The sequence below is a fragment of the Rhizobium sp. CB3060 genome (assembly GCF_025200735.1).
GTDB lineage: Bacteria > Pseudomonadota > Alphaproteobacteria > Rhizobiales > Rhizobiaceae > Rhizobium.
Window position 1 is genome coordinate 3,283,117 of record NZ_CP104158.1, and the last position, 25,221, is coordinate 3,308,337.

At 60.8% G+C, this 25,221-nt stretch carries 23 protein-coding genes; 15 read left to right on the top strand and 8 right to left on the bottom strand.

The genetic code is table 11. From position 1 onward, the window contains the following. Position 1 precedes the first annotated feature (1 nt). A complete protein-coding gene (locus N2601_RS15910; protein WP_104824709.1) occupies positions 2 to 217 on the top strand; it encodes a TetR-like C-terminal domain-containing protein in 216 nt (71 codons plus the stop codon). A gap of 157 nt (positions 218 to 374) precedes the next feature. Beyond that, positions 375 to 1,700 (top strand): glucoamylase family protein, encoded by a 1,326-nt coding sequence (locus tag N2601_RS15915; RefSeq protein WP_104824710.1) that lies wholly within the window; start codon positions 375 to 377, stop codon positions 1,698 to 1,700. Positions 1,701 to 1,750: 50 nt separating this feature from the next. Here the strand turns inward: N2601_RS15915 and N2601_RS15920 are convergent, their stop codons facing one another. From N2601_RS15920 to N2601_RS15930, 3 genes are all read right to left on the bottom strand, one after another. After that, a complete protein-coding gene (locus N2601_RS15920) occupies positions 1,751 to 2,740 on the bottom strand; it encodes an Ldh family oxidoreductase (protein WP_260303984.1) in 990 nt (329 codons plus the stop codon). Between the two features lie 89 nt (positions 2,741 to 2,829). After that, the gene (amaB, locus tag N2601_RS15925; RefSeq protein WP_104824711.1) at positions 2,830 to 4,365 is read right to left on the bottom strand and encodes an L-piperidine-6-carboxylate dehydrogenase; all 1,536 of its coding nucleotides are present in this window, start codon (positions 4,363 to 4,365) and stop codon (positions 2,830 to 2,832) included. A gap of 88 nt (positions 4,366 to 4,453) precedes the next feature. Then, entirely contained in the window at positions 4,454 to 5,737 is a 1,284-nt protein-coding gene (locus tag N2601_RS15930; protein WP_104824712.1) for an NAD(P)/FAD-dependent oxidoreductase, read from the bottom strand. A gap of 178 nt (positions 5,738 to 5,915) precedes the next feature. On the opposite strand from N2601_RS15930, the gene N2601_RS15935 reads away from it, so the two are divergent. Both N2601_RS15935 and N2601_RS15940 read left to right on the top strand, forming a co-directional pair. Beyond that, positions 5,916 to 6,152, top strand: a complete 237-nt coding sequence (locus N2601_RS15935; protein WP_034522129.1) for an Lrp/AsnC ligand binding domain-containing protein — start codon at positions 5,916 to 5,918, stop codon at positions 6,150 to 6,152. 287 nt (positions 6,153 to 6,439) lie between these two features. Continuing rightward, on the top strand, positions 6,440 to 7,642 hold the full coding sequence (locus tag N2601_RS15940) for a glycosyltransferase family 4 protein (RefSeq protein WP_104825255.1): 1,203 nt from the start codon (positions 6,440 to 6,442) through the stop codon (positions 7,640 to 7,642). Here N2601_RS15940 and N2601_RS15945 read toward each other — a convergent pair. Further along, positions 7,609 to 8,463, bottom strand: coding sequence for a glycosyltransferase family 2 protein (locus tag N2601_RS15945; protein WP_104824713.1), 855 nt, complete (start codon positions 8,461 to 8,463; stop codon positions 7,609 to 7,611). The two genes, N2601_RS15940 and N2601_RS15945, sit on opposite strands and share 34 nt — an antisense overlap. A 185-nt stretch (positions 8,464 to 8,648) precedes the next feature. Between N2601_RS15945 and N2601_RS15950 the strand changes: the two genes are divergently transcribed. From N2601_RS15950 to N2601_RS15965, 4 genes are all read left to right on the top strand, one after another. Beyond that, positions 8,649 to 10,163 (top strand): lipopolysaccharide biosynthesis protein, encoded by a 1,515-nt coding sequence (locus N2601_RS15950; RefSeq protein ID WP_104825256.1) that lies wholly within the window; start codon positions 8,649 to 8,651, stop codon positions 10,161 to 10,163. Positions 10,164 to 10,173: 10 nt separating this feature from the next. Beyond that, positions 10,174 to 11,967 carry an alpha/beta hydrolase gene (locus tag N2601_RS15955; protein ID WP_104825257.1) on the top strand — a complete coding sequence of 598 codons (1,794 nt, stop codon included), beginning with the start codon at positions 10,174 to 10,176 and terminating at the stop codon, positions 11,965 to 11,967. Between the two features lie 62 nt (positions 11,968 to 12,029). Beyond that, positions 12,030 to 12,698, top strand: coding sequence for a response regulator (locus N2601_RS15960; protein ID WP_104825258.1), 669 nt, complete (start codon positions 12,030 to 12,032; stop codon positions 12,696 to 12,698). After that, the gene (locus N2601_RS15965) at positions 12,688 to 14,103 is read left to right on the top strand and encodes a sensor histidine kinase (protein WP_104824714.1); all 1,416 of its coding nucleotides are present in this window, start codon (positions 12,688 to 12,690) and stop codon (positions 14,101 to 14,103) included. The genes N2601_RS15960 and N2601_RS15965 overlap by 11 nt, the downstream gene beginning before the upstream one ends. Positions 14,104 to 14,143: 40 nt before the next feature. Here N2601_RS15965 and N2601_RS15970 read toward each other — a convergent pair whose 3' ends face one another. After that, on the bottom strand, positions 14,144 to 14,857 hold the full coding sequence (locus N2601_RS15970; RefSeq protein WP_104824715.1) for a DNA helicase: 714 nt from the start codon (positions 14,855 to 14,857) through the stop codon (positions 14,144 to 14,146). A 348-nt stretch (positions 14,858 to 15,205) separates the two neighbouring features. Between N2601_RS15970 and N2601_RS15975 the strand changes: the two genes are divergently transcribed. Continuing rightward, on the top strand, positions 15,206 to 15,796 hold the full coding sequence (locus N2601_RS15975; protein WP_104824716.1) for a sugar O-acetyltransferase: 591 nt from the start codon (positions 15,206 to 15,208) through the stop codon (positions 15,794 to 15,796). 86 nt (positions 15,797 to 15,882) lie between these two features. Here the strand turns inward: N2601_RS15975 and N2601_RS15980 are convergent, their stop codons facing one another. From N2601_RS15980 to N2601_RS15990, 3 genes are all read right to left on the bottom strand, one after another. Then, a complete protein-coding gene (locus tag N2601_RS15980; protein WP_104824717.1) occupies positions 15,883 to 16,764 on the bottom strand; it encodes an ABC transporter permease in 882 nt (293 codons plus the stop codon). Between the two features lie 13 nt (positions 16,765 to 16,777). Then, positions 16,778 to 17,596, bottom strand: coding sequence for an ABC transporter ATP-binding protein (locus tag N2601_RS15985; RefSeq protein ID WP_104824718.1), 819 nt, complete (start codon positions 17,594 to 17,596; stop codon positions 16,778 to 16,780). A 109-nt stretch (positions 17,597 to 17,705) separates the two neighbouring features. After that, on the bottom strand, positions 17,706 to 18,719 hold the full coding sequence (locus tag N2601_RS15990; RefSeq protein WP_260303196.1) for an ABC transporter substrate-binding protein: 1,014 nt from the start codon (positions 18,717 to 18,719) through the stop codon (positions 17,706 to 17,708). A 900-nt stretch (positions 18,720 to 19,619) separates the two neighbouring features. Here N2601_RS15990 and N2601_RS15995 point away from each other — a divergent pair. From N2601_RS15995 to N2601_RS16020, 6 genes are all read left to right on the top strand, one after another. Beyond that, positions 19,620 to 19,922, top strand: coding sequence for a hypothetical protein (locus N2601_RS15995; RefSeq protein ID WP_104825259.1), 303 nt, complete (start codon positions 19,620 to 19,622; stop codon positions 19,920 to 19,922). A 196-nt stretch (positions 19,923 to 20,118) separates the two neighbouring features. After that, complete coding sequence (locus N2601_RS16000; protein ID WP_104824720.1) at positions 20,119 to 20,577, top strand: helix-turn-helix domain-containing protein; 459 nt, start codon at positions 20,119 to 20,121, stop codon at positions 20,575 to 20,577. 378 nt (positions 20,578 to 20,955) lie between these two features. Beyond that, entirely contained in the window at positions 20,956 to 22,869 is a 1,914-nt protein-coding gene (locus N2601_RS16005; RefSeq protein WP_245463907.1) for a tetratricopeptide repeat protein, read from the top strand. Between the two features lie 28 nt (positions 22,870 to 22,897). Next, positions 22,898 to 23,194: a hypothetical protein gene (locus tag N2601_RS16010; protein WP_104824722.1), complete on the top strand. Its 297-nt coding sequence runs from the start codon at positions 22,898 to 22,900 to the stop codon at positions 23,192 to 23,194. A gap of 25 nt (positions 23,195 to 23,219) precedes the next feature. Continuing rightward, on the top strand, positions 23,220 to 24,473 hold the full coding sequence (locus tag N2601_RS16015; protein ID WP_104824723.1) for a YcaO-like family protein: 1,254 nt from the start codon (positions 23,220 to 23,222) through the stop codon (positions 24,471 to 24,473). Beyond that, positions 24,470 to 25,195 carry a TfuA-like protein gene (locus tag N2601_RS16020; protein WP_104824724.1) on the top strand — a complete coding sequence of 242 codons (726 nt, stop codon included), beginning with the start codon at positions 24,470 to 24,472 and terminating at the stop codon, positions 25,193 to 25,195. Before N2601_RS16015 ends, N2601_RS16020 begins: the two co-directional genes overlap by 4 nt. The last annotated feature ends 26 nt before the right edge of the window (positions 25,196 to 25,221 follow it).

The window sequence follows — 25,221 nt, forward strand, 5'->3', positions numbered from 1 at the left end:
AATGAAACCATCCGCCACCGCCCGCGCACCCGACATATCGATGCCGCCGCTACAGATGGCGGCGCAGGCGACGGCCCTCTGGTCACTGGTGCATGGCTTCGCTATGCTGCGGCTCGAGGGACGCCTGGACGGCATGATCAGATCGCTTCCTGGCGACGAGACGGCGGATAGTTTGCTGGACGCGATGCTTTCGGCCATCCGCGTCGTAGATGATTAAGCTTCTCGAGGCAGCCGCTGCTAGTATATCTGACGGGTGCTCCGATTTTAAACAATCGTCCACAAAAGCGTGGCAGCATTAATCATCTTTGATTTGCAACTGTCCGAGCTCCTATGCTCAGCAGAAACCGGGGGGCGCCGAGGAGATGGATCAGACAATGCTGCAACAGACCAACGAAACCGACGATGCGTTGATCGACCGTCTGCAACGTTCGGCCTTCGACTATTTCATGCTTTACACCAATCCGGAAAATGGGCTGGTGGCGGATACTTCGATCAAGACGAGCCATTGCAGCATCGCCGCCGTCGGCTTCGCGCTGTCGAGCTATCCCGTCGCCGTCGAACGCGGCTGGATCAGCCGCGCGGATGCGGCCCAGCGCGTGTTGACCTCGCTGAACTTTTTCGCCGAAAGCCAGCAGGGAGAAGAGCGAGGCGCCACCGGTCATCGCGGCTTCTACTATCACTTCCTCTATATGGCGACCGGCAACCGGGCCTGGAACAGCGAACTCTCCACCATCGATACCGGCCTTTTCCTGCTCGGCGTATTGACGGCGGCAGCCTATTTCAACGGCCCCGATCAGAACGAAGAGGACATTCGCACACAGGCGCAGTTTCTCTATGAGCGCTGCGATTGGCATTGGGCGCTGAACAAGGGCAAGACGATCAGCATGGGCTGGAAGCCGAGCAGCGGTTTCCTGCGCTGGCGCTACCAGGGCTATGACGAGGCGATCTTTCTTTACGTGCTGGCACTCGCTTCGCCCAGCCATCCCATACCGTCATCGAGCTACGACGCCTTCGCCTCGACCTATACCTGGATGATGTTCAGGGACACGCCCTATCTCTATGCCGGGCCGCTGTTCATCCATCTCTTCTCTCACGCCTGGATCGATTTTCGCGGCATCGCCGACCGGCATGTGGCCGACAAGGACACGGACTATTTCCGCAACACCCAGACGGCCATCGCCGTTCAGCGCGATTACACCGACCGCAACCCGGGCCACTTCGTCGGCTATGCCAAGAACATTTGGGGGCTCTCGGCCTGTGACGGCCCGAATCCGACCGGCACCAAGCACAGCCGGCGTTACAGCCCTAAGGTTCTCGGCTATGCCGCCCGCGGCGCGCCGCTCGGTCCCGACGACGGTACGATCGCGCCCTGGGGCCCGTTATCCTGCCTGCCGTTCGACCGCCAAGCCGCCCTCGACGGCACCAAGGCCCTGCTTTCCACCTATCCGAACCTGTTGCTGGACGGCCGCTTTCCCGGTGGCTTCAACCCCAGCGTCAGAGGCCCAGGCCCAGAAGGCTGGGTGGACGACCGCTCGGTCGCCATCGACCAGGGCCTGCTCGTGATGATGATCGAAAATGAGCGCAGCGGGCTGATCTGGAACCTGATGCGGCAATCGCCGATCCTGCGCCGTGGCCTCGAACGCGCCGGCTTTATCGGCGGCTGGCTGAACGAAGAGCAGACGGCGCCGGCGATCGTCTGATCTGTGGATCGCGGGTAGCCGTCAGGCACCCGACCATCACCGTCGGCGGCTCAAAGCCTCTCTATCGCGGCAATCACTTCGTCCTCGACACTGATGCCTTCACTCAGCGCAAGGCGTCGTGAGTTCTGCCCGCGCCGGCCGGGCAGGCGGACATTGGGATCGCTGGTGATTTCGCTCGCCAGCAGGGCCAGCCGCTTTGCCGTATCGCCCGCACTCATCGCCGCCGGATTGATGGCGATGATCGTATGCCCGAGCGCGGGTGGCGAACCCTGATCGTCGAACAGCGACGAAGCTTCGAAAGAATAGTTGGCGCCGGTCAGGCCGGCGGAGAGGATCTCCACCATCATGGCCAGTGCCGCCCCCTTTGATTCACCGGCGGGGATCATCGTGCCGGCCAACGCTTCCTCAGCATCGGTCGTCGGCTTGCCGTCGCGGTCGTAGGCCCAATCGGCCGGGATCGGCGCGCCCTTCTGCCGGGCGGCCATGACCTTGCCGCGCGCCACTTTCGACAGTGCGAGATCGATGACGATGGGATCGGCGTCCGGCAGCGGCGCGGCGAAGGCGATCGGATTGGTGCCAAAGACAGGCCTCTTGCCGCCCCAGGGCGCCATGGAGGCCGGCGCATTGGCGACCATCAGCGCCACCAGCCCCTGATCGGCAAAACGCTCGACCGTCAGGCCCATGACGCCGGCATGATGCGAGCGGCTGATGGCCGCCAGCGCGATCCCCTGTTCGCGAGCAACAATGGAAAGCTCGGCAACGGCGAGATCGAGCGCCGGATAGGCATAGCCGTTGCCGGCATCGATGCGCAGCACGGCAGGATAGGGTCGAAGGAGCTGTGGCTTGGCGAAGCCGTCGGTCTTGCCGATCTTCGCCTGCCCGGCATAGGCGGGCACGCGGCGCAGACCATGGCGCCCTTGCCCGGCCGCCTCCGCCGCGACGAGGGCGACCGCCACCGAACGGGCGTTTTCCGCACTGACTCGATTTCGCTGCAGCGCCTCCACAACCAGCGTTTCGGCCTCGGCGAGCGACAGATGCATGGTGAGCGACCTTGGAATGATGAAGGAGGGCGAAGACGTTTCTACGCCCATGCCCTCCTCATCGCAACGCAAGGATTGCGACGCTCGTCTTACTCGACGTCGAACTTGACGCCCTGCGCCAGCGGCAATGTCCTGCCGTAGTTGATAGTATTGGTCGCCCGGCGCATATAGGCCTTCCAGGCATCCGAGCCGGACTCACGGCCGCCGCCGGTCTCCTTCTCGCCGCCGAAAGCACCGCCGATTTCAGCGCCGGAAGGGCCGAGATTGACATTGGCGATGCCGCAGTCCGAACCGCGCGCCGAGACGAAGGCTTCCGCCTCGCGCATGTCATTGGTGAAGATAGACGACGACAGGCCCTGCGGCACGGCATTGTGCAGCGCCACTACCTCGTCGAAATCACTGTACTTCATCACATAGAGAATCGGCGCGAAGGTTTCGTGCTCGACCGGTCCGGTCTGGGCTGGCATCTCGACCAGGGCCGGACGGACGTAGAAAGCATCGGCCGCGCCGTTTTCGACGCGTTCGCCACCCGTCACCTTGCCGCCGGCCGACTGCGCCTGGCCGAGGGCTGCCTGCATCTTCTCGAAGGCCTGCTTGTCGATCAGCGGGCCGACAAGCGTGTCCGTTTCCAGCGGATTGCCAATGGTGACCGAGCCATAGGCCTTTTGCAGGCGTGGGACGAGCTGATCATAGACGCTTTCATGCACGAAGAGGCGGCGCAGCGTCGTGCAGCGCTGGCCGGCCGTTCCCATGGCGGAAAAGGCGACGCCGCGCAGCGTCAGGTCGAGATCGGCCGTTGGGCAGACGATCGCGGCATTGTTGCCGCCAAGTTCGAGAATGGCGCGGGCGAAGCGGTTGGCGAGACGCGGACCGACAGCGCGGCCCATGGCTGTCGAGCCGGTCGCCGAAACGAGCGGAATCTTCGGATGATCGACCAGCACCTCACCGACATCACGGCCGCCGATGATCAGCGTCGAGAGATTGGCCGGCGCCTCGCCGCCCTCGACGACATAGCGCTTCAGCGCCTTTTCGAACATGGCCTGTACGGCAAGCGCCGTCAGCGGCGTCTTTTCCGATGGCTTCCAGACGGTGGAATTGCCGCAGACGATGGCGAGCGCCGCGTTCCACGACCAGACGGCAACGGGGAAGTTGAAGGCGGAAATGATGCCGATCGGCCCCAGCGGATGCCAGCTCTCCATCATTCGATGTTCCGAGCGCTCAGTGGCTATGGTCAGGCCATAGAGCTGGCGCGACAGGCCGACGGCGAAATCGCAGATGTCGATCATCTCCTGCACTTCGCCGAGGCCCTCGGAGGTGATCTTGCCGACTTCGATGGAAACGAGACGGCCGAGCGCCGCCTTGCCGATGCGCAGCTCTTCGCCGAGCAGGCGGATCAGCTCGCCCCGCTTCGGCGCCGGCACGGCACGCCAGGAAAGAAACGCCTCATGCGCCTTGTCGATCGCAGCCTTCGCTTCGGCAGCCGAATGCTCCCTCAGGCGGCCGATTTCAGCGCCGGTTACCGGTGAGGTTACGGCAAGTGTTCCGCCCGTGTAGCGATCGGCGGTAACGCCGAGTTCGGTCAGGACTGCCCTGGTCTCGGCGGCGAGATCGAGTGTGGCGGTCATGTCATCTTCCTCTTCTTGTTATGATGGTCCGGTTCCCGTCCCTGGAGCATCCCGCTTTTAGGTGAAATCACCAAGCCGATAGGATGCTCTAGTCCCTCGCGCCTACAAAATGCGCAGCCTGGGCGCCGGCTTCGTACCACATTTCCTTCAGCGCACGGAAGCCGTGCTCGCGCGGATCGGTCGCCGGCAGCGGCAAGTCGGCTTCGGAAACTCGGCCGAGAATATGGTCGGCCAATATCTTCCCGAACACCGTGCCCGGCGCGATGCCGCGCCCATTATAGCCGGAAAAGCCGACGACATTCGGCGCGAACCTGTGGAAGCGCGGCAAGGCATTGTCGGTCATGCCGATCTTGCCATACCACTCACTTTCAAAGGCGATATCTCCGAGCTGCGGAAACAGCTTTTTCAGCGAACGACGCGCCCAGTTCTTGTGGACGGCAAGCCCGGTATTGCGCAATGCGCCGACGCTGCCGAAGACAAGGCGGCCGGCCTGGTCCATGCGGAAGGACGACAGGATTTCCTTCGTATCCCACGCGCCCTCACGACCGGGTAGCACCGATCTGCGCAGATTGTCGCCAAGTGGTACGGTGGCGAAATTGAAATAGGGCAGATGCACCTGTTCCTGGCGCACCTCTTGCCAGGGACCGGTGCTGTAAGCATCCGTCGCGACGACGATCCAATCCGCACTGACACTGCCGCCGGCGGTTTTGACGATCCACCGCCCGCCATTCCTCTCGGTCGCCGTCACGCGGCTGCCGGTTTGGATCACAACGCCGGCCGTGGCCGCCACATGCGCCAGGCCGCGGACATAGGCGAGCGGCTGCAGCGTACCGGCGCGCATGTCGAGCAACGCTCCCGCGTAGGCAGAACTCCCCACCCGCCGCGCCGTCTCGTCCGTATCGAGCACGGTGACCGGGGCACCGTGCTTGCCCCATTGACGGGCACGCTCTTCGATCTCCTTCAGTCCCTCGGACCCGACGGCGCAATGCAGCGTGCCGTTGCGTTCCAGCTCGCAGGCGATGCCGTGTTTCTCGATCAGCGCCATTACCAGCTTCGGCGCATCGCCAAGAAGCTCCAGCAGCCGTTCACCATGGACGGGACCCAGCACGCCAGGCAGGTCGTCGGGCATGACCCACATGCCGGCATTGATCAGACCGACATTGCGCCCCGCGCCGCCAAAGCCGATTTCATTGGCTTCCAGCAGCACCACCTTGGTTCCGGCTTCCGCCAGATGCAGCGCCGAGGACAGCCCCGTATAGCCGCCGCCGACCACCACCACGTCGGCCGAAACATCGCCTGCAAGCGGCCCGGTCGCAGGCGGCGGCGGAGCAGTCTTCTCCCAAAGTCCGTGAGAGCGAGGGTCATTCAGCATCGAGTCGATCCGGTTGGCTAAAAGAATCCCGTCAATCTAGCGCCACCTCCCGACTTGCGGAAGCGGCAAGCGCGACATCCGGTGGATAGAGAAAAACTTGCATGGCCACGCCGCTTTCGACCATTATAGAGCAAAGCGCCGGCCGCCATCGCGGCCGCGACAGAGTCAGGACAATCTCATGAAGCCCATTTTCGTTCAGCTCCAATGCGCACCCGGCAAGACCTACGAGGTCGCCGACGCGATCTACCAGACGGAGCTGGTCTCGGAACTCTATTCCACCAGCGGCGACTACGACCTGCTGCTGAAGGTCTACATCAAGGACGAGCAGGATATCGGCAAGTTCATCAACGACAACATCGCCAATATCCCGGGCATCGTCCGCTCGCTGACCACACTGACATTTCGGGCGTTTTGAGAGGTCCGGCTGAGGAGGAGTTATGCCGCTCTTTCCGAGATGACCCCTCACCCCAACTCTGTCCCCGCGTGCGGGGAGAGGGCAAGGGTGAGGGGCCATGCACAAGCCCAACCTTCCCTGACGGAATGTTCCGATATTAACCTTCTTGCTTGAAACGGCGCGATCCCTCGTCCGCAATTAAGCTCTTTTTAACCAGCAAGATGGTGTGCTTTGCGCCGATCAAGAGACGGCGCTTTCGCGCGCCTGATCGCCGCGGCTTTGTGCGGCCAAAGATCGAGGGCGGGTCAATGACATCGGCTATTTCGGATATTCAAGCACAGAATGCCTCGGGACCGCTGATCGTGCATGTCGTGCGCCAGTTCCTGCCCAACAAGGGCGGGCTGGAAGATGTGGTCGCCAACCTCTGCCGGCAGTTGATCCGCCGCGGCTATCGTGTCCGCGTCGTTACCTGCAATAGCCTGTTCTCCGATCCTACCCATAAACTTGTACCGGCCGAAACCATCGATGATATCGAGATCGTCCGCATCCCCTGGTCCGGCTCCAGCCGCTATCCCTTGGCGCCGCAGGTTTTCAAGCATATCGCCGATGCCGACCTGATCCATGTCCATGCCGTCGATTTCTTCTTCGACGCGCTTGCCTGGGGCAAGCTGTTCCATGGCCGCCCGATGGTTGCCACCACCCATGGCGGCTTCTTCCATACGCCGAAATATGCCGCCATCAAGAAGCTCTGGTTCAACACCGCAACCCGGCTTTCGGCCCTTGCCTATGCCGAGCTCGTCTGTTGCAGCCTGTCGGACGAGCGGCTGTTTTCCGGCATCGCCGCCAGCCGCACCCGCCTGATCGAGAACGGCGCCGATGTCGGCAAATTCGCCAATTGCGCCGCGCTCGAAGCCCGCCGCCGCATCGTCACTATCGGCCGCTTCTCCGTCAACAAACGGCTTGACCGCATGCTTGACGTCATGAAGGTGCTCGCCGCCCGCGATCCGGATTGGCATCTCGACATTATCGGTGCCGTCTCCGATCTCGATCAGCCGGCGCTGGAGAAGGAAATCGCCGTCCGCGAGCTTGGCCGCCATGTCTCGCTGCATGTGTCGATTGACAATGGCGCCATCCGCAACGTTATCGCCCGCGCCTCGCTTTTTGCTTCCGCCTCCGAATATGAGGGCTTCGGCCTGGTGGCGATCGAGGCGATGAGTGCCGGCCTGCTGCCGGTGCTGCACACAAACGATGCCTACAAGGCGCTCGCTGAAACCCATCCGACGCTAATGCTTTCCGATTTTTCCAATCCGGAAACCGCCGCCGATGCCCTAGCCGCCGCTTTCGCGCGTCTCGGTGCCGAAGGCCTGGGCCTGAGAGAAGAACTCATTCATGACGCCCGCGCCTATGCCTGGGACGAGGTCGCGCAACGCTATGTGGATGTCTATGCCGAAGCCATGACGCCAAGGGGCGAACGGCCTCAACCGCTGCGCCATCGCGGCCAGGTCGCATAGCCTTCCAATATGCCCATCAGCCAGGCGCGCTTGTAACGCGCCGTATCGACCCTGCATCGCACCAGCGCTGCCAGCCAGCCGGCGACAGGCCTGCACAGGCGGTAGCCGACATAGGCGAGCGGAAAGCGCTGCTTGCGCATCAGCGCGCCGAAGCCGCGGCCATATTTGCGCGCCCGTTCGATCTGCCGCGGGCCATATTCGCTGGTGACCTGATCATGGTGGACGATCAATTCCGGAAAGAACATCAGCCGCTTGCCTGCAGCAAGAGCACGCAGTAGGAAATCCGCCTCCTCGCCGCTTTGGAATGGCGAGTCCGAGCCGACCCCGAGATTCTCGTCGAAGCCGCCGATGGCGGCCAGCGCCGCACGGCGCACGAAAATGCTGTTGGAGTTGCCGCATTTCAGATAGTTCCAGCGCGTCACCGCAAGCGACGTTTCGCCTGTCGGGCTGACGGAGGCCAAGCCGTCGGCATCGAGTGTACGACCGGTGACGATGGCAAGCTCCGGGTGCGCGGCAAACAGCCGCTCCGCCGTCTCCAGCGTATCGGGCTCATACCAGCAATCATCATCGGGAAAGCAGACATAGTCGCCATTCGCGGCGGCCATTCCGTTGTTGCGTGCCCGCGAAAGGCCCTTGGCCGAGCGGACATGGCGGATCATGAAGAAGGGCGAGAAGCTTCCGATCAGCTCCGACAGCCGATCGTCAGGATTCTGGTCGACAAGGACCACCTCGAAATCCCTGTGACGCTGACTCATCAGCGACTGAAACAGTCGTTCCAACTGGTCGAAGCGGTCGATCGTACAGACGATGAGGCTGAACAAAGAGGACTCCCGAACAAGCGGCAAGACAGCCAATATCGGAAATATGCATATTAGCCGAAGTAAAAATGAAAGTTACATTAGGAATAGACGGTAAATATTAAGGCATATGAAATACAGCAGGCGCTATCTCCATGAAGAGCCGGCATTTGCGGCCAATTTCTGCGACCTGGGGAACGGTAATCTTCATGACGAAGAGCATCATGGCGAATTCGGCGTTGAACGCGGCGGCGGGGCTGACCCTGCTGGCGACCGGTTTTGCCTGTTCGATCATCGCTGCCCGCCTGCTTGGCCCGGAAGCTAACGGCATCATCGCCTTTTCGCTCTGGTTGACGACCACGGGCGCGCTCGTCGCCGAACTCGGCACCGGCATCACGCTACTGCGCATACTGCCGCAACTAAAAGTCCAGGGCTATTCGACGGAGGAGCGGCGCGGCTTTGCGGCCTACCTCCTGCACCCGACGATCCTGTCGACGCTGATCCTGCTCGCAGGCTACACGGCCTTTTATTGGGAAGCGGAGCGGCTGCATTGGGCAAACGATGAATGGTCCGTCATCGTCATCACCGGCGCGTTTTTCGTCCTTCAGTCGCTGGGCGCCTACAGCAAGAACTATCTGGTCGGCGAACAACAGCTCGGCGCTTTCTTCCGCATCACCCTGACAAGTTCGGTGCTGCAGCTCGCCACCGTGCTTCTCGGCGCCATCTTCTTTGGCGTCAGCGGCGCTCTTGCCGGCTATGCCATCGGTCAGCTCCCGATGTTCGTTTCCAGCCTGAGGATCGCAGTCGCGCGCCGGAACAGTTGCGGCGTCAGCCTTGGCTATCTCGTCAGTTCCTCGCTCATTCTCTCGGTCGAATTCATCAACAGCTCGATCTTCCTGAACCGCATCGAGCTGGTCTTCCTGCAGCATTACTGGGGCATCGAAGCAGTCGGCTTCTACGCCGTCGGCCTGTCGCTTGCCAATCTGGCGCTGCAGCTTCCGGTGCAGTTGAGCGGCAGCCTGCTGCCCTATTATTCCGAACAGATGCATTCGCAGGCGTCGGGCAAGTTGCCGGTTCATGTCTTCGAGGGCGTCGCGCGCGCCATTTCCTATATTACCCTGCCCATGAGCTTCGGCCTTGCGGCGATCGCCCCTGAGCTGGTGGTAACGATCTTCGGCAAGCCCTTCGGCCCGAGCGGCGGCATGGTGGCGCTGCTGTCGCTGACGGCTGCTCCCTACGTCTTCATGCAGATCTGCACGCAATATCTCTACTCCATCGACCGCATGCGCGAGCGTACCATCATCGGCGGCGTCGCCAGCGTCATCATGGTCGTCGGCTGCCTGATCGCAGTGCCCTCGTATGGCGGCGAAGGTGCCGCGCTAGTGCGGTTGCTCGCCTTCTCCGCCATGTGCGTGCTGATGGTGCGCCGCATGGAATTCGAGGGCTCGATGCACAGTATGTTCGTCAGCCTTGCCAAGGTGACCGGCGCATCCGCGCTCTGCGCCGCCGCGGCCTATGGTTTCATCCATGTGCTGCCCGGCATTCCCGGCCTCGTCAGCGCCGTCATTGCCGGCATCCTGGTCTATGGCCTGGCGCTCCGGCTGCTGAATGCCGTGCCGCCGGAGGATATCGCCGTCCTTCAGCAAATTGCCGCGCGTCTGCCCCGGCGCGCTCATCCGATTGCCGTTCACGCGCTGGCATGGCTGGCGCCGCGCCGAATTTGAGGAGAATGCCATGGCTGCGTTGGGAGCCGCCGAATACCAGGGCCCGCTTAAGGATGTCACCCCCGCCGCCACGCCGGTGACTTTCGCCGGAACTGTCGGCCTGTTCATGCCCGCCGCGGCACCGACGAGCCAGACGGCCGTATTGTTCCTCAGCCCCTGGGGTTTCGAGGAAATGTGCACCCGCAAATTCTGGCGCATTCTCGCCGAAGATTTTGCCAAGGAAGGTATTGCCAGCCTCCGCTTCGACTATGCCGGCACCGGCGATGCGCTCGACGTTGCCGATCCGGGTGAAGGACTGGCGCTCTGGGAAGGCACGGCCCTCGCCGCCGCCGGCATGCTGCGATCGCTCTCCGGCTGCGAGCGGCTTATCCTGGTGAGCCAAGGGCTCGGAAGCGTCGTCGCCCTTGATATTGCAGAGCAGCTCTCCGGCGTCGACGGCATCGCCTTTCTGGCTCCGACCATTTCCGGCCGCGCCTATCTGCGCGAATTGACCGTTTGGTCGAAGATGATCGACGAGGGCATGGGGCTCACCGAAGCGCAACGCCGGGCCGAGGGCGTGACCATCGCCAGCCTGCAGATGCCGGACTCTATCGCCGCCGCGGTCAAGAAACTCAATCTGATGACGCTTGCCCATATCAGCGCGCCGGATTGCCTTGTCCTGACGCGGCCCGGCCGCCCTGGAGACGCCGATTTCGCTGCCCATCTCGAAACCCTCGGCCCACGCGTCGAACGCTCGGCCTATGAGGGCTATGACGAGCTGGTATCGAACCCGACCGTAGCCACCATGCCGCTCGAAGCCGGCCGGAAAGTTCTGGACTGGGCACGGTCGATCGCGACGGAAGAATCCGCGACGGCATCTCGCAGAATTCTCCGCGCGCCGCGCGCCGAACCGCTGATCGGCGACGGTTTTCGCGAAACGCCGCTGCGCTTTGGCGAGGGCAACCGCCTCTCCGGCATTCTCTGCGAACCCACAGGCACCCGTGCGGGCGCGACGGCATTGCTTTTGACCACGGCCTATGACCGCCATGCTGGCTGGGGCCGAATGTCGGTGACCATGGCGCGAACGCTTGCACGCGACGGCATCCCCTCGCTGCGTTTCGATACCGCCAACGTCGCCGACAGTCCGCCGCTTCCCGATGCGCAGGAACAGGTGCTCTATTCCCCCGCGCAGCTTCAGGACGTTAGCGCCGCTCTCGACCTTCTGGAGGCGGAGAAACTGTTGCCCGCCTTTGCCGTTGGCCGCTGCAGCGGTGGCTATCTCGCTTATCAGAGCGCTATCCAAGATGGCAGGTGCGGCGGTCTGATCACCGTCAACCCCTATGCTTTCTTCTGGGATGAAACCCAGCCCGTGGAGGAAGCCCTGCGCTTCGTGCCGCGTTCGCTCGAGACCTACGGCCAGAAATTCCTGCAGTTTGAGACGCTGAAGCGGCTCTATGGCGGCCAGATCGACGCCAAAAGTGCGGCGCGCAACATCGTCGTGGCGCTGGCGCGGCGCGCCGTCCGTCTCGGCCGCCCCCTCCTCGGCGTTCTCCCGTTCTTCGCCGGCGAGCACGAAACCGTCATCAACGGCTTCCGCTCGCTCGTCAAACGCCAAGTCGATATTTCCCTGATCTACAGCGCCCACGACATTGGTCTCGATCATTTCCGCGAACATTTCGGCGAAGATGCCGCCGGCCTCAAGAATTTCCCCGACATCCGCCTCACCATCATTCCCGATACCGACCACAATCTGACGCCGCCCTATGCGCGCAAAGTATATTTGCGAGAGGTGAAGGAGATGGGATTGAGGCTGTGGCGGCGCTGAAATAGGGCCACGGCAATTCCGGAAACACTCGCACTATCGGGTACTTGCTGTATAGTTGCTCCATGAGGCTCCTGATCGTCGAAGACAACCGCGAACTGGCGTCCTGGCTCGGCAAGGCGCTGCGTCAGGCGCAATATGCCGTCGACATCGCCTATGACGGCGAGGACGCCGAACATATGTTGAAAGTGGCGGGTTACGCGGTCGTCATCCTCGATCTGTCACTGCCGAAAATCGATGGGTTGACGCTGTTGAAGCGCTTGCGCCAAAGCGGCAACAAGGTGCCGGTCATCATCCTGACCGCCAATGCCAGCCTCGACGGCCGTGTTGCCGGGCTCGACAGCGGCGCCGACGACTATCTGGCAAAGCCTTTCGAAATCGCCGAGCTGGAAGCCCGTATCCGCGCCCTTGTCCGCCGCGGCCATGATCGCGCCGCACCCGAAATCGCCGTGGGCGACCTGCTCTTCGACGGCGGCACGCGGCAGTTCTTTCTTGGCGGCGAAACCCTGGCGCTCACGCCGCGCGAACATGCCGTGCTCGAACATCTCGTCATGAAGGTCGGCACGACAGTCACCAAGACCGCGCTGTCCGAAAGCGTCTTTGGCTTCGACGATCTCGCCGACACCAGCGCCATCGAAATCTACGTGCACCGCGTCCGCAAGAAACTCGAAGGCAGCGCCGTGCAGATCGCCACGCTGCGTGGCCTCGGCTATCTCCTTCGCCATGCGCAATGACGAAAGCCAAGCACGCAAGGGACGTCTGCGCCGCGCCATCGCAGGGCTGACCTCCAGCCTGCGGGCGCAACTCTTTGCCTGGGTGGTACTGACGCTGATCGGGGCGATCTGCGTCAATCTGTACCTCAGTTTCCACTCGGCGAACGCCACCTCGGACCTCGTCACCGACCACACGCTGCTTGCATCGGCCCGCGTCATCGCCGAAGCCGTACATGTCGATGCAAACGGCACTGTCCAAGTCGATCTCCCACCGGCGGCGCTGGAAATGTTCGATACCGGTTATGGCGACCGCGTCTTCTATCAGGTGGTGACCGCGTGGGGGAACCTCGTCGCCGGCTATCCCGATCTGCCGCAACCGAAGAAACAGCAGGTCGGTGAAGATACCACATTCCGCGCCGATCAGGTTCGGCTGATGATGCTGAACCATCCGATCGTCGGCCTTAGCGAAGACAGCACGATCTCCGTCACCGTCGCCGTCACCCACAAAAGCCAATACGCCATGCGCCGCAGGCTGTGGCTCTCGGATTTCACCAAGCAGCTCGTGCTCGTGCTGCTCGCCGGCCTGGTGACCATTATCGGCCTGCAGCGCGGTCTGACACCGGTGCTGCGGCTACGTGATGCTGTGCGCGAACGCGGCCGCCAGCGGCTGGACCCGCTGGAGCCGGATATGGTGCAGAGCGAGCTACGCCCCCTGGTTCATGCGCTGAACGATCATATGGAGCGGGTGCAGAACCAGATGGCGGCACAGCGCCGATTCGTCTCCAACGCTGCCCATCAGTTGCGCACGCCGCTTGCGCTCATCTCGACGCAGGCAAGTGTGGCGGCGCGCGAGGACGACAATGCCAGACGTGACGAAGCCCTGACGGCACTACGCTCCAGTACAAGGCAGGTGACACGGCTGGCGAGCCAGCTTCTCACCCTGTCGCGGGCCGAACCCGGCAGCCGCCGTCCACGTAGCGACACGATCGACCTCGTTGCCACCGCCCGGCAAGTCTTGGAAAACCTGGCGGAAGAAGCGCTGAGACGCAACATCGACCTGGGACTGGAGGCCGATGGCGCGCCGGTCCATGTCGAAGGCGACGGCACCATGCTGCGCGAGATGCTGGTCAATCTCGTCGACAATGCCCTGCGTTATACCCCGGCCAATGGCCGCGTCACGGTCGGGGTCCGGCTTGATGACAACAACGCCGTACTGTCGGTGGAGGACAACGGTCCGGGCATTCCCGAGGCCGAACGCGGGCAAGTATTCGAGCGTTTCTACCGCATCATCGGCACGGAGCCCGAAGGCAGCGGCCTCGGATTAGCCATCGTCCGCGAAGTCGTCGACGGCGCCGGCGGCACGATCGCGCTCAGCGACGCGCCCGGCGGCGGCTTGTTAGTGACCGTAAGGCTGCCGGCGGTTTGACCGAGTCCCAACCGCCAGCAACCAGAAAGAAGCAGGACCGTTATCCTGCCGCCCGAGGCTGGACTTCGCCCTTGTTCAGGAAAAATGTCTTGTCGAACAGCGCCAGATCCAGCGGATTGGGCAGACGGACATCCTTGAGATCGGGATAGGCTTTCATCGACGGATCGTAGGACCGATCGATCTGCGAGATGAAGACGAGGATCAGACCTCTCTCACGCGCAAAGGATCGCAACGTCAGGACCTGCACCATCAATTCCGGCTTCTGCCGGTTTTGATCGAGGATTTGCAGGTAATCGATGACCACCAGCGTTCCCTTGGGCATCGACGCCAGCCTCTCGACGATATAGTCGGCGCTGATCGCGTCTGAACAGTCAAATTCGAACCGGTCTTTGAAAGACTCGAACTCAGCGCCAATCATGCGGAAACGATCGAGAACGGCCCTTTCGGTATCCTCCAGTGTGAAGAAGATGCCACGGTTGCCGGCTTTCATCGCCTCGACCGCCAGCCTCAGACTCATCAGCGTTTTGCCGTGGCCCGGACGGGCACCCAGAAGCACCAGGTCGCCAGGATCCAATTGCGCGAACATCTCACCGGCGGGCGTCGTCGCGTCCGCACGAGCTGCAAGCAAGCTCCAGCCGCGGAAACCTTCCTCGGCTGCAATTCGGTCCAGCGCTTCATGCAAGGGAATATTCTCCTCGCGCGACATGAGCCGGGCTTTACGCTTCAAGCGATAAATTGGGCCAGAAAGCCTCATCTGTAAAACCTCCTATCGCGAGCAACGATTGCAACCCCTCCTTATGCTTGGCGCTCGAACAGTCGGTTCGATGATCGATCAGCCCCGCATGAACGATACTTTCCCGGATGGAGGGGGGAGGCATGGGCTTTGCCGGAATCGGACCATAAGCTGATTCTCATCCGGAGGAAATTGCGCGATAGGACAATAACGGCCGCCCGGCCGTCCCGGCTTATATGGCAACTTGGCGCAAGCAAAGCTCGCTCGCCATAGCTGTCGTCGAAACACCCATCAGCAATCATTCATGGACGGTTCATGCGTATTAACTAAGCAAATAAAACACAAACAATACCTGAGGGGAGAGTGCCCATGACGCTTGCTGACCAGTTGGAAATCATCCGCTCTGGAAAAATGTACAACGATCTGACGCCCGAGCTGATCAAGGCTCGAGAGGAGGCCGTTCTACTGACCAACCGCTACAATGCAAGCTTCGGCAAGACGTCCGCAGAACGGGAAAGCATCCTTCGTGAGCTGTTGGGCAAGGTGGGCGAGCACGTGCTTTTCGAGCCGACGTTCCGTTGCGAGTTCGGTCGGAACGTCGTTATCGGCAACAACTTCTACGCCAACTTCGACTGCGTCTTGCTGGACGGTGGCGGCATCGAGATCGGTAATGACGTGCTGTTCGGTCCCCGTGTCGGCATTTACACCTCCAACCACGCAATTGATGCTTCCGAGCGCGCGGCGGGTGCGTGTTACGCGAAGCCGGTGAGGATCGGGAACGGGGTGTGGATTGGCGCCGGGGTACACATCAACCAGGGCGTGACCATTGGCGATGGCGCGATAATTGGGTCAGGTAGCGTCGTGACCAAAGACGTTCCAGCAGGTGTGATTGCAGCGGGCGTTCCTTGCAAGGTAATTAGAGAGATCACCGAGATGGACAGAACGGGTTTTCAGCCCTGAGCATACGGTAGGGCCTGACCGGCAGACAAAAAAAGAGGCCGGGTGGGGGTGCCCGGCCTTGGGAGTTAACTGAGTGCCTCGAGGGCTTATTGCACGTCCATGTGCTGCTGCGGACGCCATCTGGTGATGCGGTTTTCGACGAGCGTCATCACGTATTCGGCACCGAGCGTGACCACCATCACGAGGATGATCGCGGCATAGAGGCCGGCTGCGTCATAGGTGCCCTTGGCGATCGAGATCAGGTAGCCGATGCCGGCGAGCGATCCGACGAATTCGCCGACGATCGCGCCGATGATGGCGAAGGAGAAGGAGATGTGCAGGCTTGCAAAAATCCAGCTCATTGCCGACGGCAGGATGACGTTGCGGGTCACCTGCCAGTTGGAAGCGCCGAGAATGCGGGCATTGGCGATCATGTTGCGGTCGGCTTCACGAACGCCCTGGAAAGCGTTGGCGAACACCACGAAGAACACCATGATGAAGGCAAGCGCGACCTTGGAGGCAAGGCCGAGGCCCATGATCATCACGAAGATCGGCGCGAGAACGACGCGCGGGATCGAGTTGATCGCCTTGATGTAGATCGACAGGATATCGGAAGCGAGTTTGTTGCGGCCGAGAGCGACGCCGACGAGAACGCCGGTCACCGAGCCGATGACGAAGCCGATCAGCGCTTCTTCCATGGTGACGCCGAGATGATACCAGAGCGAGCCGCTCTCGGTGCCCTCGGTGATCCAGTCCCACAGGCGCAACGCGATGCCATACGGGCTGGAATAGAAGAACGGGTCGATCCAGTGCAGATCGGAGGCGACCTGCCAGAGACCAAGGATGGCGAGCAGAATGCCGACCTGCCATGCCACGACAACGTACTTGCGGCGGGTGAGCGCCTTCAGCGCTGCGGCTTCGATTTCCGCATCCGAAGTCCCGGCGCGGAAGATCGGGGCATTGCCTGTTTCGAGGGCTGTGTTTGCCATGATCAATCCTCCCTTATGCCGCTTCAGCGGCACGGCGATAGCTGGTTTCGACCTCTTCGCGAAGGTCATCCCAGATCGTCTTGCAATAATCGATGAAGTTCTGCTCGTAGCGGATCTCGGAGACGACGCGCGGGCGCGGCAGGTCGATCGTATAGACCGATTTCACCGTCGCCGGGCCGGCGGTCAGCACATAGACCTTGTCGGCGAGTGCCACGGCCTCTTCGAGATCGTGCGTCACGAAGACGACGGAAGCCTGGCGTTCGGCCCAGAGCTTCAAGAGCTCCTCATGCATGACCGTGCGGGTCTGCACGTCGAGCGCCGAGAACGGCTCGTCCATCAGCAGGATTTCCGGCTCGTTGATGAAGGTCTGTGCCAGCGAAACGCGCTTGCGCATGCCGCCCGAGAGCTGATGCGGATAATGATGCAGGAATTTTGAAAGCCCGACGCGGGCGAGCCAGTCCTTGGCGCTCTTTTCGGCTTCCGCCTTGGACTTGCCGCGGAACAGCGGGCCGGACATGACATTGTCGATGACGTTCTTCCAGGGGAAGAGCGCATCCGTCTGGAAGGCGAAGCCGACGCGCGGGTCGATGCCGTTGACCGGGCCGCCCATCAGTCGGACTTCGCCGGCGCTTGGCTTGGCAAGGCCGGTGACAAGATTGAGGGTCGTCGACTTGCCACAGCCCGTCGGACCGACGACGGCGACGAATTCGCCGCGCTCGACGGTCATGTTGAAATCGCGAAGTGCGGTCAGCGACTTGCCCGTCGGCGATACGAAACGGCGGCTGACATTAATGAGTTCGATCGCCGGGGTGCGGCGTTCATCCTGTTGCATGGTGCTGATCCTGACGCGTGCCTTCGGGGCGTGCACGCAAAGCCCAGTGAAATGCAAAGTCTCTTGAACTGCCGCTTCCGGAACCTTCCGGAAGCGGCGTTATGACTGCTTACTTGACGTTCTTGACGAATTCAGTCGTGTAGGTCTTCGACAGGTCGATCGTCTTGCCCTTGACGTTCTTGGAGAACTGCGAGAGCACGGCGAGAACCGTCTTCGGACCATCTTCCGGCATCACGCCATCAGCCGTGAACATTTCCTTACCGGCGTCGAGAGCCTTGATGTAGCCCTCCTTGTCACCGACGTAGAAATCCTTCGGCATCTTCTCGGCAATTTCGGCACCCGAATGGGTGTTGATGAAGCGCAGCGTCTTGACGAAGGCGTTTGCGAGCTTCTGCACTTCTTCCTTATGAGCATCGACCCAGGCGGCGTCCATATAAAGCGACGCGGCCGGATAGGTGCCGCCGAGAGCGGCCTCGGTGCCCTTCAAGGTTCTGAGATCGACGAGAACCGAAGCTTCGCCGGTCTTCAGCATGCGCGAGATCGTCGGTTCGGTGGTCATGCCGGCCTGGATGGCGTCCTGCTGCATGGCTGCGATGAAGGTCTGGCCGGCACCGACCGGAACCGGGGTGACGTCAGCCGGCGACAGGCCCGCCTTGGACGCCATGAAGAGCGTCAGGAAGTTGGTGGAAGAACCGAGGCCGGTAACGCCGACGCTCTTGCCCTTCAAATCGGCGAAGGACTTAATTTCCGGATGCTTGGCCGACACCAGTTCCACCTCGCCCGGTGCCTGGCTGAACTGCACGACGGATTCGATGAACTTGCCCTTGGCCTGCAGGTCGACGCAGTGATCGTAGAAACCGACGACGCCCTGGACGGCACCGGCGAGGAGCTGGTTTTCGGCATCGACGCCGGCGGATTCGTTCAGAAGCTCGACATCGAGGCCTTCGTCCTTAAAGTAGCCGAGGCCTTCCGCAAGCTTGGCCGGCAGATAGATCTGCTTTTCATAGCCGCCCACCATGATGGAAATTTTGTCGGCAGCATGCGCTGCCGTGGCGCCGAGGGAAGCGGCGGTCATGACGAGGGAAAGGGCAACGGTATGAAAAAGCGTGCGCGATGAACGCATGAGTGTCTCCTCCTGTTAGGATGCCTGCGTCAGATGTTCGCGCACGGCATGTGCTTCCTCCACGAAGCTGGGCAAGCCTAGCGCGGGCAACCTTTCAGTCAGCTTTCAGCGGAATTCCCGCAGAACGGCATCGCGATTTTTTTCTCAACCACCGCCAGCAGACCTTTTGAAGTTGGGAAGTGCCGGTGTTCCCAATGCAAATATTTGCGAGTACCCACGCTTTGCAATGCTTGTGCGAGTTGCATCAGCAGCAATTAAAGCAGCGGTTTGTGGACGGCAGCGGAGTTCTGGTTGATCGTCGTGCCGCCGTGCTTGGACGGCCGGGGCTCGCTGACCCCCCTGCTGCATCAGCATGGCGGGCCCCGCAAAAAAACAAAAAAATGGAAGTGAAAAAAGGACCCGCTGTTCTTGGTGCAGCGGGCCTAATACTCCAGCAACTTGTCCGGGCGCGGGCACGACCGGACGAAGGGCATTAAGACCACCTAATATAACAGGGTCAAGACGCGATTTCGACCAATTTTGGTTCTCTCACTCAACCAGTGTTAGAGTTTCGTGTCGCGCAATACGCTAGTTCGTTGATTTTATAATAGGAAATATAACCAAGCTTCTCTCGAAAAAAATGAGCGTTATAGCAAAAAATTTTTGCTTCCGGCCCCACTCCGCTCCTCCCGAGAATGACCAATTCCCATAATCACATGGTTGAAAAGACTAACCTTGCGTTATTTAAGAAAAAATTAATGTAGTAAACGCCGTGAGCAGCAGACTGCTCCTGGGATCGCCGACGAAAGATCGGCGCCTGCTGGGCCGCCGGCTCTTGCACCCGTAAAATCTCGAGCCCAGATCCCTGAAGATTTCTGAGTGGCGCATCTGAGACGAGCTATGTTCATCGAGGGAACATCCATGAACATCGTGGGCGCAACTTTGCTTTTATTGGCGACTGCCGATCCGGCATTGGCGATCTCGCGCTATGATTCACTCAAGCAAACCTGCGCATCGATGCAGCAGATAATTTCGCGGGAGCGCGCGGCGCTGCTTCGCTACCCCTCGAAGAGCGGCAATGTGGTGCTCTATGACCGCTATGTAGCCGGCGACGGACAATGCGGAACCGGCCACTACGCAGCTCCCGCCCGCGTACCGACCAAAGACAATCCGGTGTGTCCCTTATACAATTGCAGATCGTCCTCAGACTTTAGTCCACATTGACGCGAAGGTTCTTTTCAGCCGATTATCTCTTTGACGTTCGGGGGAAAATCTCTGGCGCCAGGACTTTTGGTTGAAATTTACCAACATTTAATACACACTGAACGGGCAGATTGGGGACGTGTTCCTTGCCTCCTCCCCGGGCATCTGTAAGGTGGCGCCCGCTGGGGTTCCCCCGTTCGAATGAGGAGATTGCGCAGTGAGTGCAAAAGTACCAAATCCGATTGACGCCTATGTCGGCTCACGCGTGCGCATGCGCCGGCTAATGCTCGGCATGAGCCAGGAACGGCTCGCCGAACAGATCGGCGTTACCTTTCAGCAGGTGCAAAAGTACGAAAAAGGCACCAACCGCATCGGCGCCAGCCGGTTGCAGGCGATCGCAGGGGTTCTGGCTGTCCCTGTCGCTTTCTTCTTCCAGCAGGACAACTCACAGCCGTTGACGACGGAAGGGTTGGGGGCGATCAGTGGCCTTGAAGACCTGTCCGATTTTCTGACGTCCAAGGAAGGTCTCAGCCTCAACAAGGCCTTCATGAAGATCAACGATCCCAGTGTCCGCCAATCCGTGCTGATGCTCATCAAATCGCTGGCCAACGCCTCCGAGCCCGCCGTCGTACATGCGCCGCCTGCAGCCGAAGTTCCTTTCGGCCTCAGAAACTGATCTCCATGCCTCGCCCGAAAAATGGGTGAGGCGCGGATCTTGATCGAATGCTAGATTGTCCCCCCATCGACGATCGCGGAACCCGCCATCGCAGAAAATGCTTGAGTGCGGCGCGTTCATTCAAGCGCAGACGAGTGGCTCCGGCTTTTTGAATCCAGGGCACCTTGTCCGCTTCTAGCTATTTAACCGAAAACAAAGATGTTCTAGCGATTGCGATAGGATAGCAGTCGTCGTAGTGTGAATTCTCAAAAAGATACCTGTGATCACATGACGTGATCGCAAGCGATGCCGAAAGCCATGATTGCGATATCGGGACGCTGCTAGATGCAGTGGGGGCATATGGATTTCAGACTGCTGACATTCGGAGACCTACGTCTCGTGGACGGAACAGGCGCGACAGTGCCTTTTCCCGAAAAGGGTCTGCTGTCGCTCTGCTTTCTGCTGACAAGCCCCTCGCCGCAAAAAAACCGTGCGGAGCTTGCGGAATTTCTTTGGGGCGACATTCCCCTGGATAAGGGGCTTGCCAATCTGCGGCAGACCCTGTCGCGTGTCAAAAACCGCCAGGACGAGCTCGGAATCGGGCTGCTGCTGATCGAGCAGGCGACCGTCAGCGCGAATCTCCAAGCCTTCACCACCGATCTCGCGCTGCTGGATGCGGTGTCGCAAACTAACCCCCACACCGCCCTGGAAGAGTTGCTGCAACTCGGCCGCTGGGATTTTCTTGCCCGCACCGAAGTCATCGGTGGCACGGCCCGAATGTGGCTGCGTACACAGCGGGATCGCATCAAGACAAAGATGCTGACAACACTTCGCGATGCCATTGCGGCCATGGGCAAGGACGCGGACGCCACCATTGTCAAGGAGGCGGCGCTGCGGCTGTTCGAGGCTCATCCCGAAGATGAGACGGTCTACCAGATATTGGGAGAGACCTATGCCGGCGAACCCCAGCTCGAAAGCGCCCGCCATATTTTTGAAAGCCGCAGAAAATATCGCTGGGGCGAATTGCCGGTCGATCCCGATCCGCAGACGTTAAGCGTTGCGCGGCGGCTGTTCGAACGTCAGCGCAGCATCGCGCCGCAGCTTCGGGAGAAAGCGCCGTCGCAGTTGGAAGTCATTCCGCCGGTGCCTCGTGGGCCACCCAAGCTCGCGCTTTTGCCGCCGGTAAACACCTCCAGCAACTATCAGCCTGCCGTCTTTCTCTCGGCAGCGCTTTTGGAAGATATCACCGTCGGTCTTTGCGTGTTGAAGACCGTGACGATGGTAGCGCATTACACGGCGGAAAAGATTGCGCTCAATCTCGACCGGGGTGCAATGCTGGAAAAATACGCCATCAACTATGTGCTGGATACAAGGCTCAGCTTCGACGGCAGCGCCTACTGGCTTTTCGCGCAACTGGTTTACGCTGGCAATGACGAAGTTATCTGGGCCGAGCGCTTCAGCATGGAGGCCCAGGATCTGCCGCGCCAGCATCGCGAAATCGGTCAACGCGTCGTGGCGTCGGTCGCTAGCTATATCGAGCGCAACGAATTTTCCCGCGACTATTTCGAGCGGAATCCGGAAGCTTATCGTCAATATCTGCTCGGCCAGCGTCATCTGAAACATCTCGATTTGCCGGACATCCGTCGGGCCCGCAAGGCATTCCAAGCAGCCCTGAAGGAGAACCCCTATTTCTCGCCTGCTCTCAGCGGCGTCGCGCGCACCTACCATCTCGAGTGGTTGGTGACGGCGCAGGGCGACGCAAGGCTGTTGAAGCTTGCCGAGGAAGAGGCCGGCAAGGCGATTGCGACCGGTCAGGATATCGTGGGCGGCTATCATCAATTCGGCGTCGCCAAGCTCTACCAGGGAGCTTTTGATGAAAGTATCGAGGCCTTCGAACTAGCCGAGACTATCAGTCCGCATTATGCCGACGTCATCGCCGACTATGCCGACACGCTGATGCATGCTTCGAAACCAAGTGAGGCTTTGGAAAAGGTTGAACGCGCCATCAAGCTCAATCCGTTGAGCCCGGACCTCTATTTCTGGACAGCAGCAAGCGCTAACTACTCTCTTCAACGTTATGAGGATGCCGGCGCCTATATCTCGCGTATGGCCGATCCTTCTCAGGCTGCGCGACTTGCCGCGGCAACGGCGGCAATGGCGGGCGACATGCGCAAGGCCAAAGCGTTGGTGCGCAAAGTTAAAGAGACCTATCCTGATTTTAAGATCGATACTTGGCTTTCCATCGTTCCCCTACGAGAACAATGGCAGAAAGACCAATATCGCGAAGGGCTGCGAAGAGCAGGATTTGACTGAGATATTTAACCATTGAGGGGATTTGGGCATGACAAATTTTGTAGTAATCGGCGTTCCCGGCAATTCACAACTTTACCTCGCCGATCTAGGCGCAGGTACTATATCTCCGCTCGCAGCGCCAGCGGGCAGCGATCTCGGCACTGCCGATCAGTTGCGTAATGCCGGCGCAACTATCATTAAGGGTGTCAACCTTGCCGTTGCCGTTGGCAGTTCGGCTGATGCCGCTAATGGTAGGCTCGATGAAGCAGCGAGCATCAGATTGGACGAGGGCCCGGCAAGCGGCAGGCTCGACGAAGCTCCTGCGGGTGGCAGGCTCGACGAGTAACACCAGAGGCGTCGTGGCGGCGGTAATGACTTCAGATCCATCTTTGGTTGAATTCCTCACCCGGAATTCAGGTCGGAAGGAATTTGTCGCCGCCTCATCGCCTTATTCAGACCGTACCTGTTCCGCCGAGGAGACGTTTCGGCGGATCGAACCTTGTCTTGCGGCTCATGGCGTCACCCGCCTCGGCCGCTTGACGGGGCTCGACAAGGTCGGCATTCCCGTCTGGCAGGCGGTCAGTCCGAACGCGCGCTCGATCGTCATCAACAATGGCAAAGGCATCACCGATCTCGATGCCAAGGTCTCAGCGGCCATGGAGGCACTGGAGCGGACTGTTGCAGGCGCACCCGCCGTCAAAACCGTTATTACCAGTCGCCGGCAACTGATGGCCGAAGGACTTCATGCCGATCTCTTGCCATCGCTGATTGCCAAGAGTCAGGCCGATATCGCCGACGACGAAGAGATCACCTGGGCCGAAGGCTATGATCTGATCGCCGCCCAAAAAGCTTGGGTTCCCTTCGACGCAGTCACGCTTGACCGCACTGTCCGCAGTTCGCGCTTCTGGCAGTCTTCCGATGGCCTCGCCTCGGGGAATGTACTGGCCGAAGCCATCCTGCACGGCTTACTCGAACGCATCGAGCGTGATGCCGAAGTCCTCTGGGATATTTCCGAGCCGAAGCTGCGCATGGGCGCCTGCATCGATCCTGCCTCGTTCGCCGATCCAGTGCTGGACGAACTTATCGTGAAGATTACTGCCGCCGGCCTGACGCTGCGGCTCTTCGATATCACCAGCAACATTGGTATACCTGTTATCGTGGCCCTCCTCGGTCCTGGAGAAATCGCAGAAGCGCGGCGTATCCGCTACCTCGATGTTACGATCGGCAGCGGCGCTCATCTATCGCCGGTGCGAGCGGCGATCCGTGCCGTGACGGAAGCAGCGCAATCGCGCCTGACCTTCATCAGCGGCGCCCGCGACGATATCCGTCCCGAGAATTTCACCCGGGAACTACCGGAGAGCATCCGCCGTTGCTTCGACGCCATGCCGAAGCCAGCGGCAAGACCGAATGAAGTCCTGCCGCATGACGCTGAAGCCCTGTTGCATCTGACCATCGTCCGTTTGCGCCAGGCGGGCATCAATTCCGCCATTGCCCTTTCCCTTGGCGACGCCTCGCTTCCCTTTGCGGTCGCCAAACTCGTGGTGCCGCAACTGGAAAATCCGGCTGGGGACCGCAAGCGCCGCTTCGGCTATCGCGCCATCTCGAAAACGTTGCAACTGCTATGAAGATCCTGTTCGTCGGCCCAACGCTTCCCGATGCCGCCGAGATCGCCGATCCCGGCATCGCTCTCCGTCCGCCGGCAAAGCAAGGCGATATCGTCGAAGCCCTCGAGAATGGCGCGAACGTCATCGGCCTGATCGACGGACTTTTCGAAAATGTCGCGCCCGTCTGGCACAAGGAAATCCTCTTTGCCCTGTCGAAAGGCGTCCGCGTCTATGGCGCCGCCAGCATGGGCGCGCTGCGCGCCGCCGAATGCGCCGCTTTCGGCATGATCGGCATCGGCCGCATCTTCGAGGCATATGCCTCCGGTGCGCTGGCGGACGATTCGGCGGTAGCGCAAATCCATGCGCCGCAGGAACTTGGCCATCTGCCCCTCAGCGAACCGCTCGTCAACGTGCAGGCAACCTTGCAGGCGCTGGCGGAGACCGGCGCGATCAGCGAGATGGAGCGAGACGTCCTGCGAACATGCGCGGAATCGATCTTCTTCAAATCGCTGACCTATCGCTCCCTCGCGGAAACGGCCGACCTGCCGGACCCCTCGCGGCGCAGCGAAATCGCTCGCCTGCTGCGCGCCAATGCGGTCAACCAGAAGCGAGCGGATGCCCTGGACCTGCTCCGCATCCTTGCCGATTGCCCGGACGAACGGCAACAACCACCGCACGACTGGACGTTCCAGGCCAATAGTTTGTGGCGGTTCGCCTTCCACCGCCTTGAAATTGCGCCGTAAAAAGCAGCTCGCAATCCCCGCTCGTG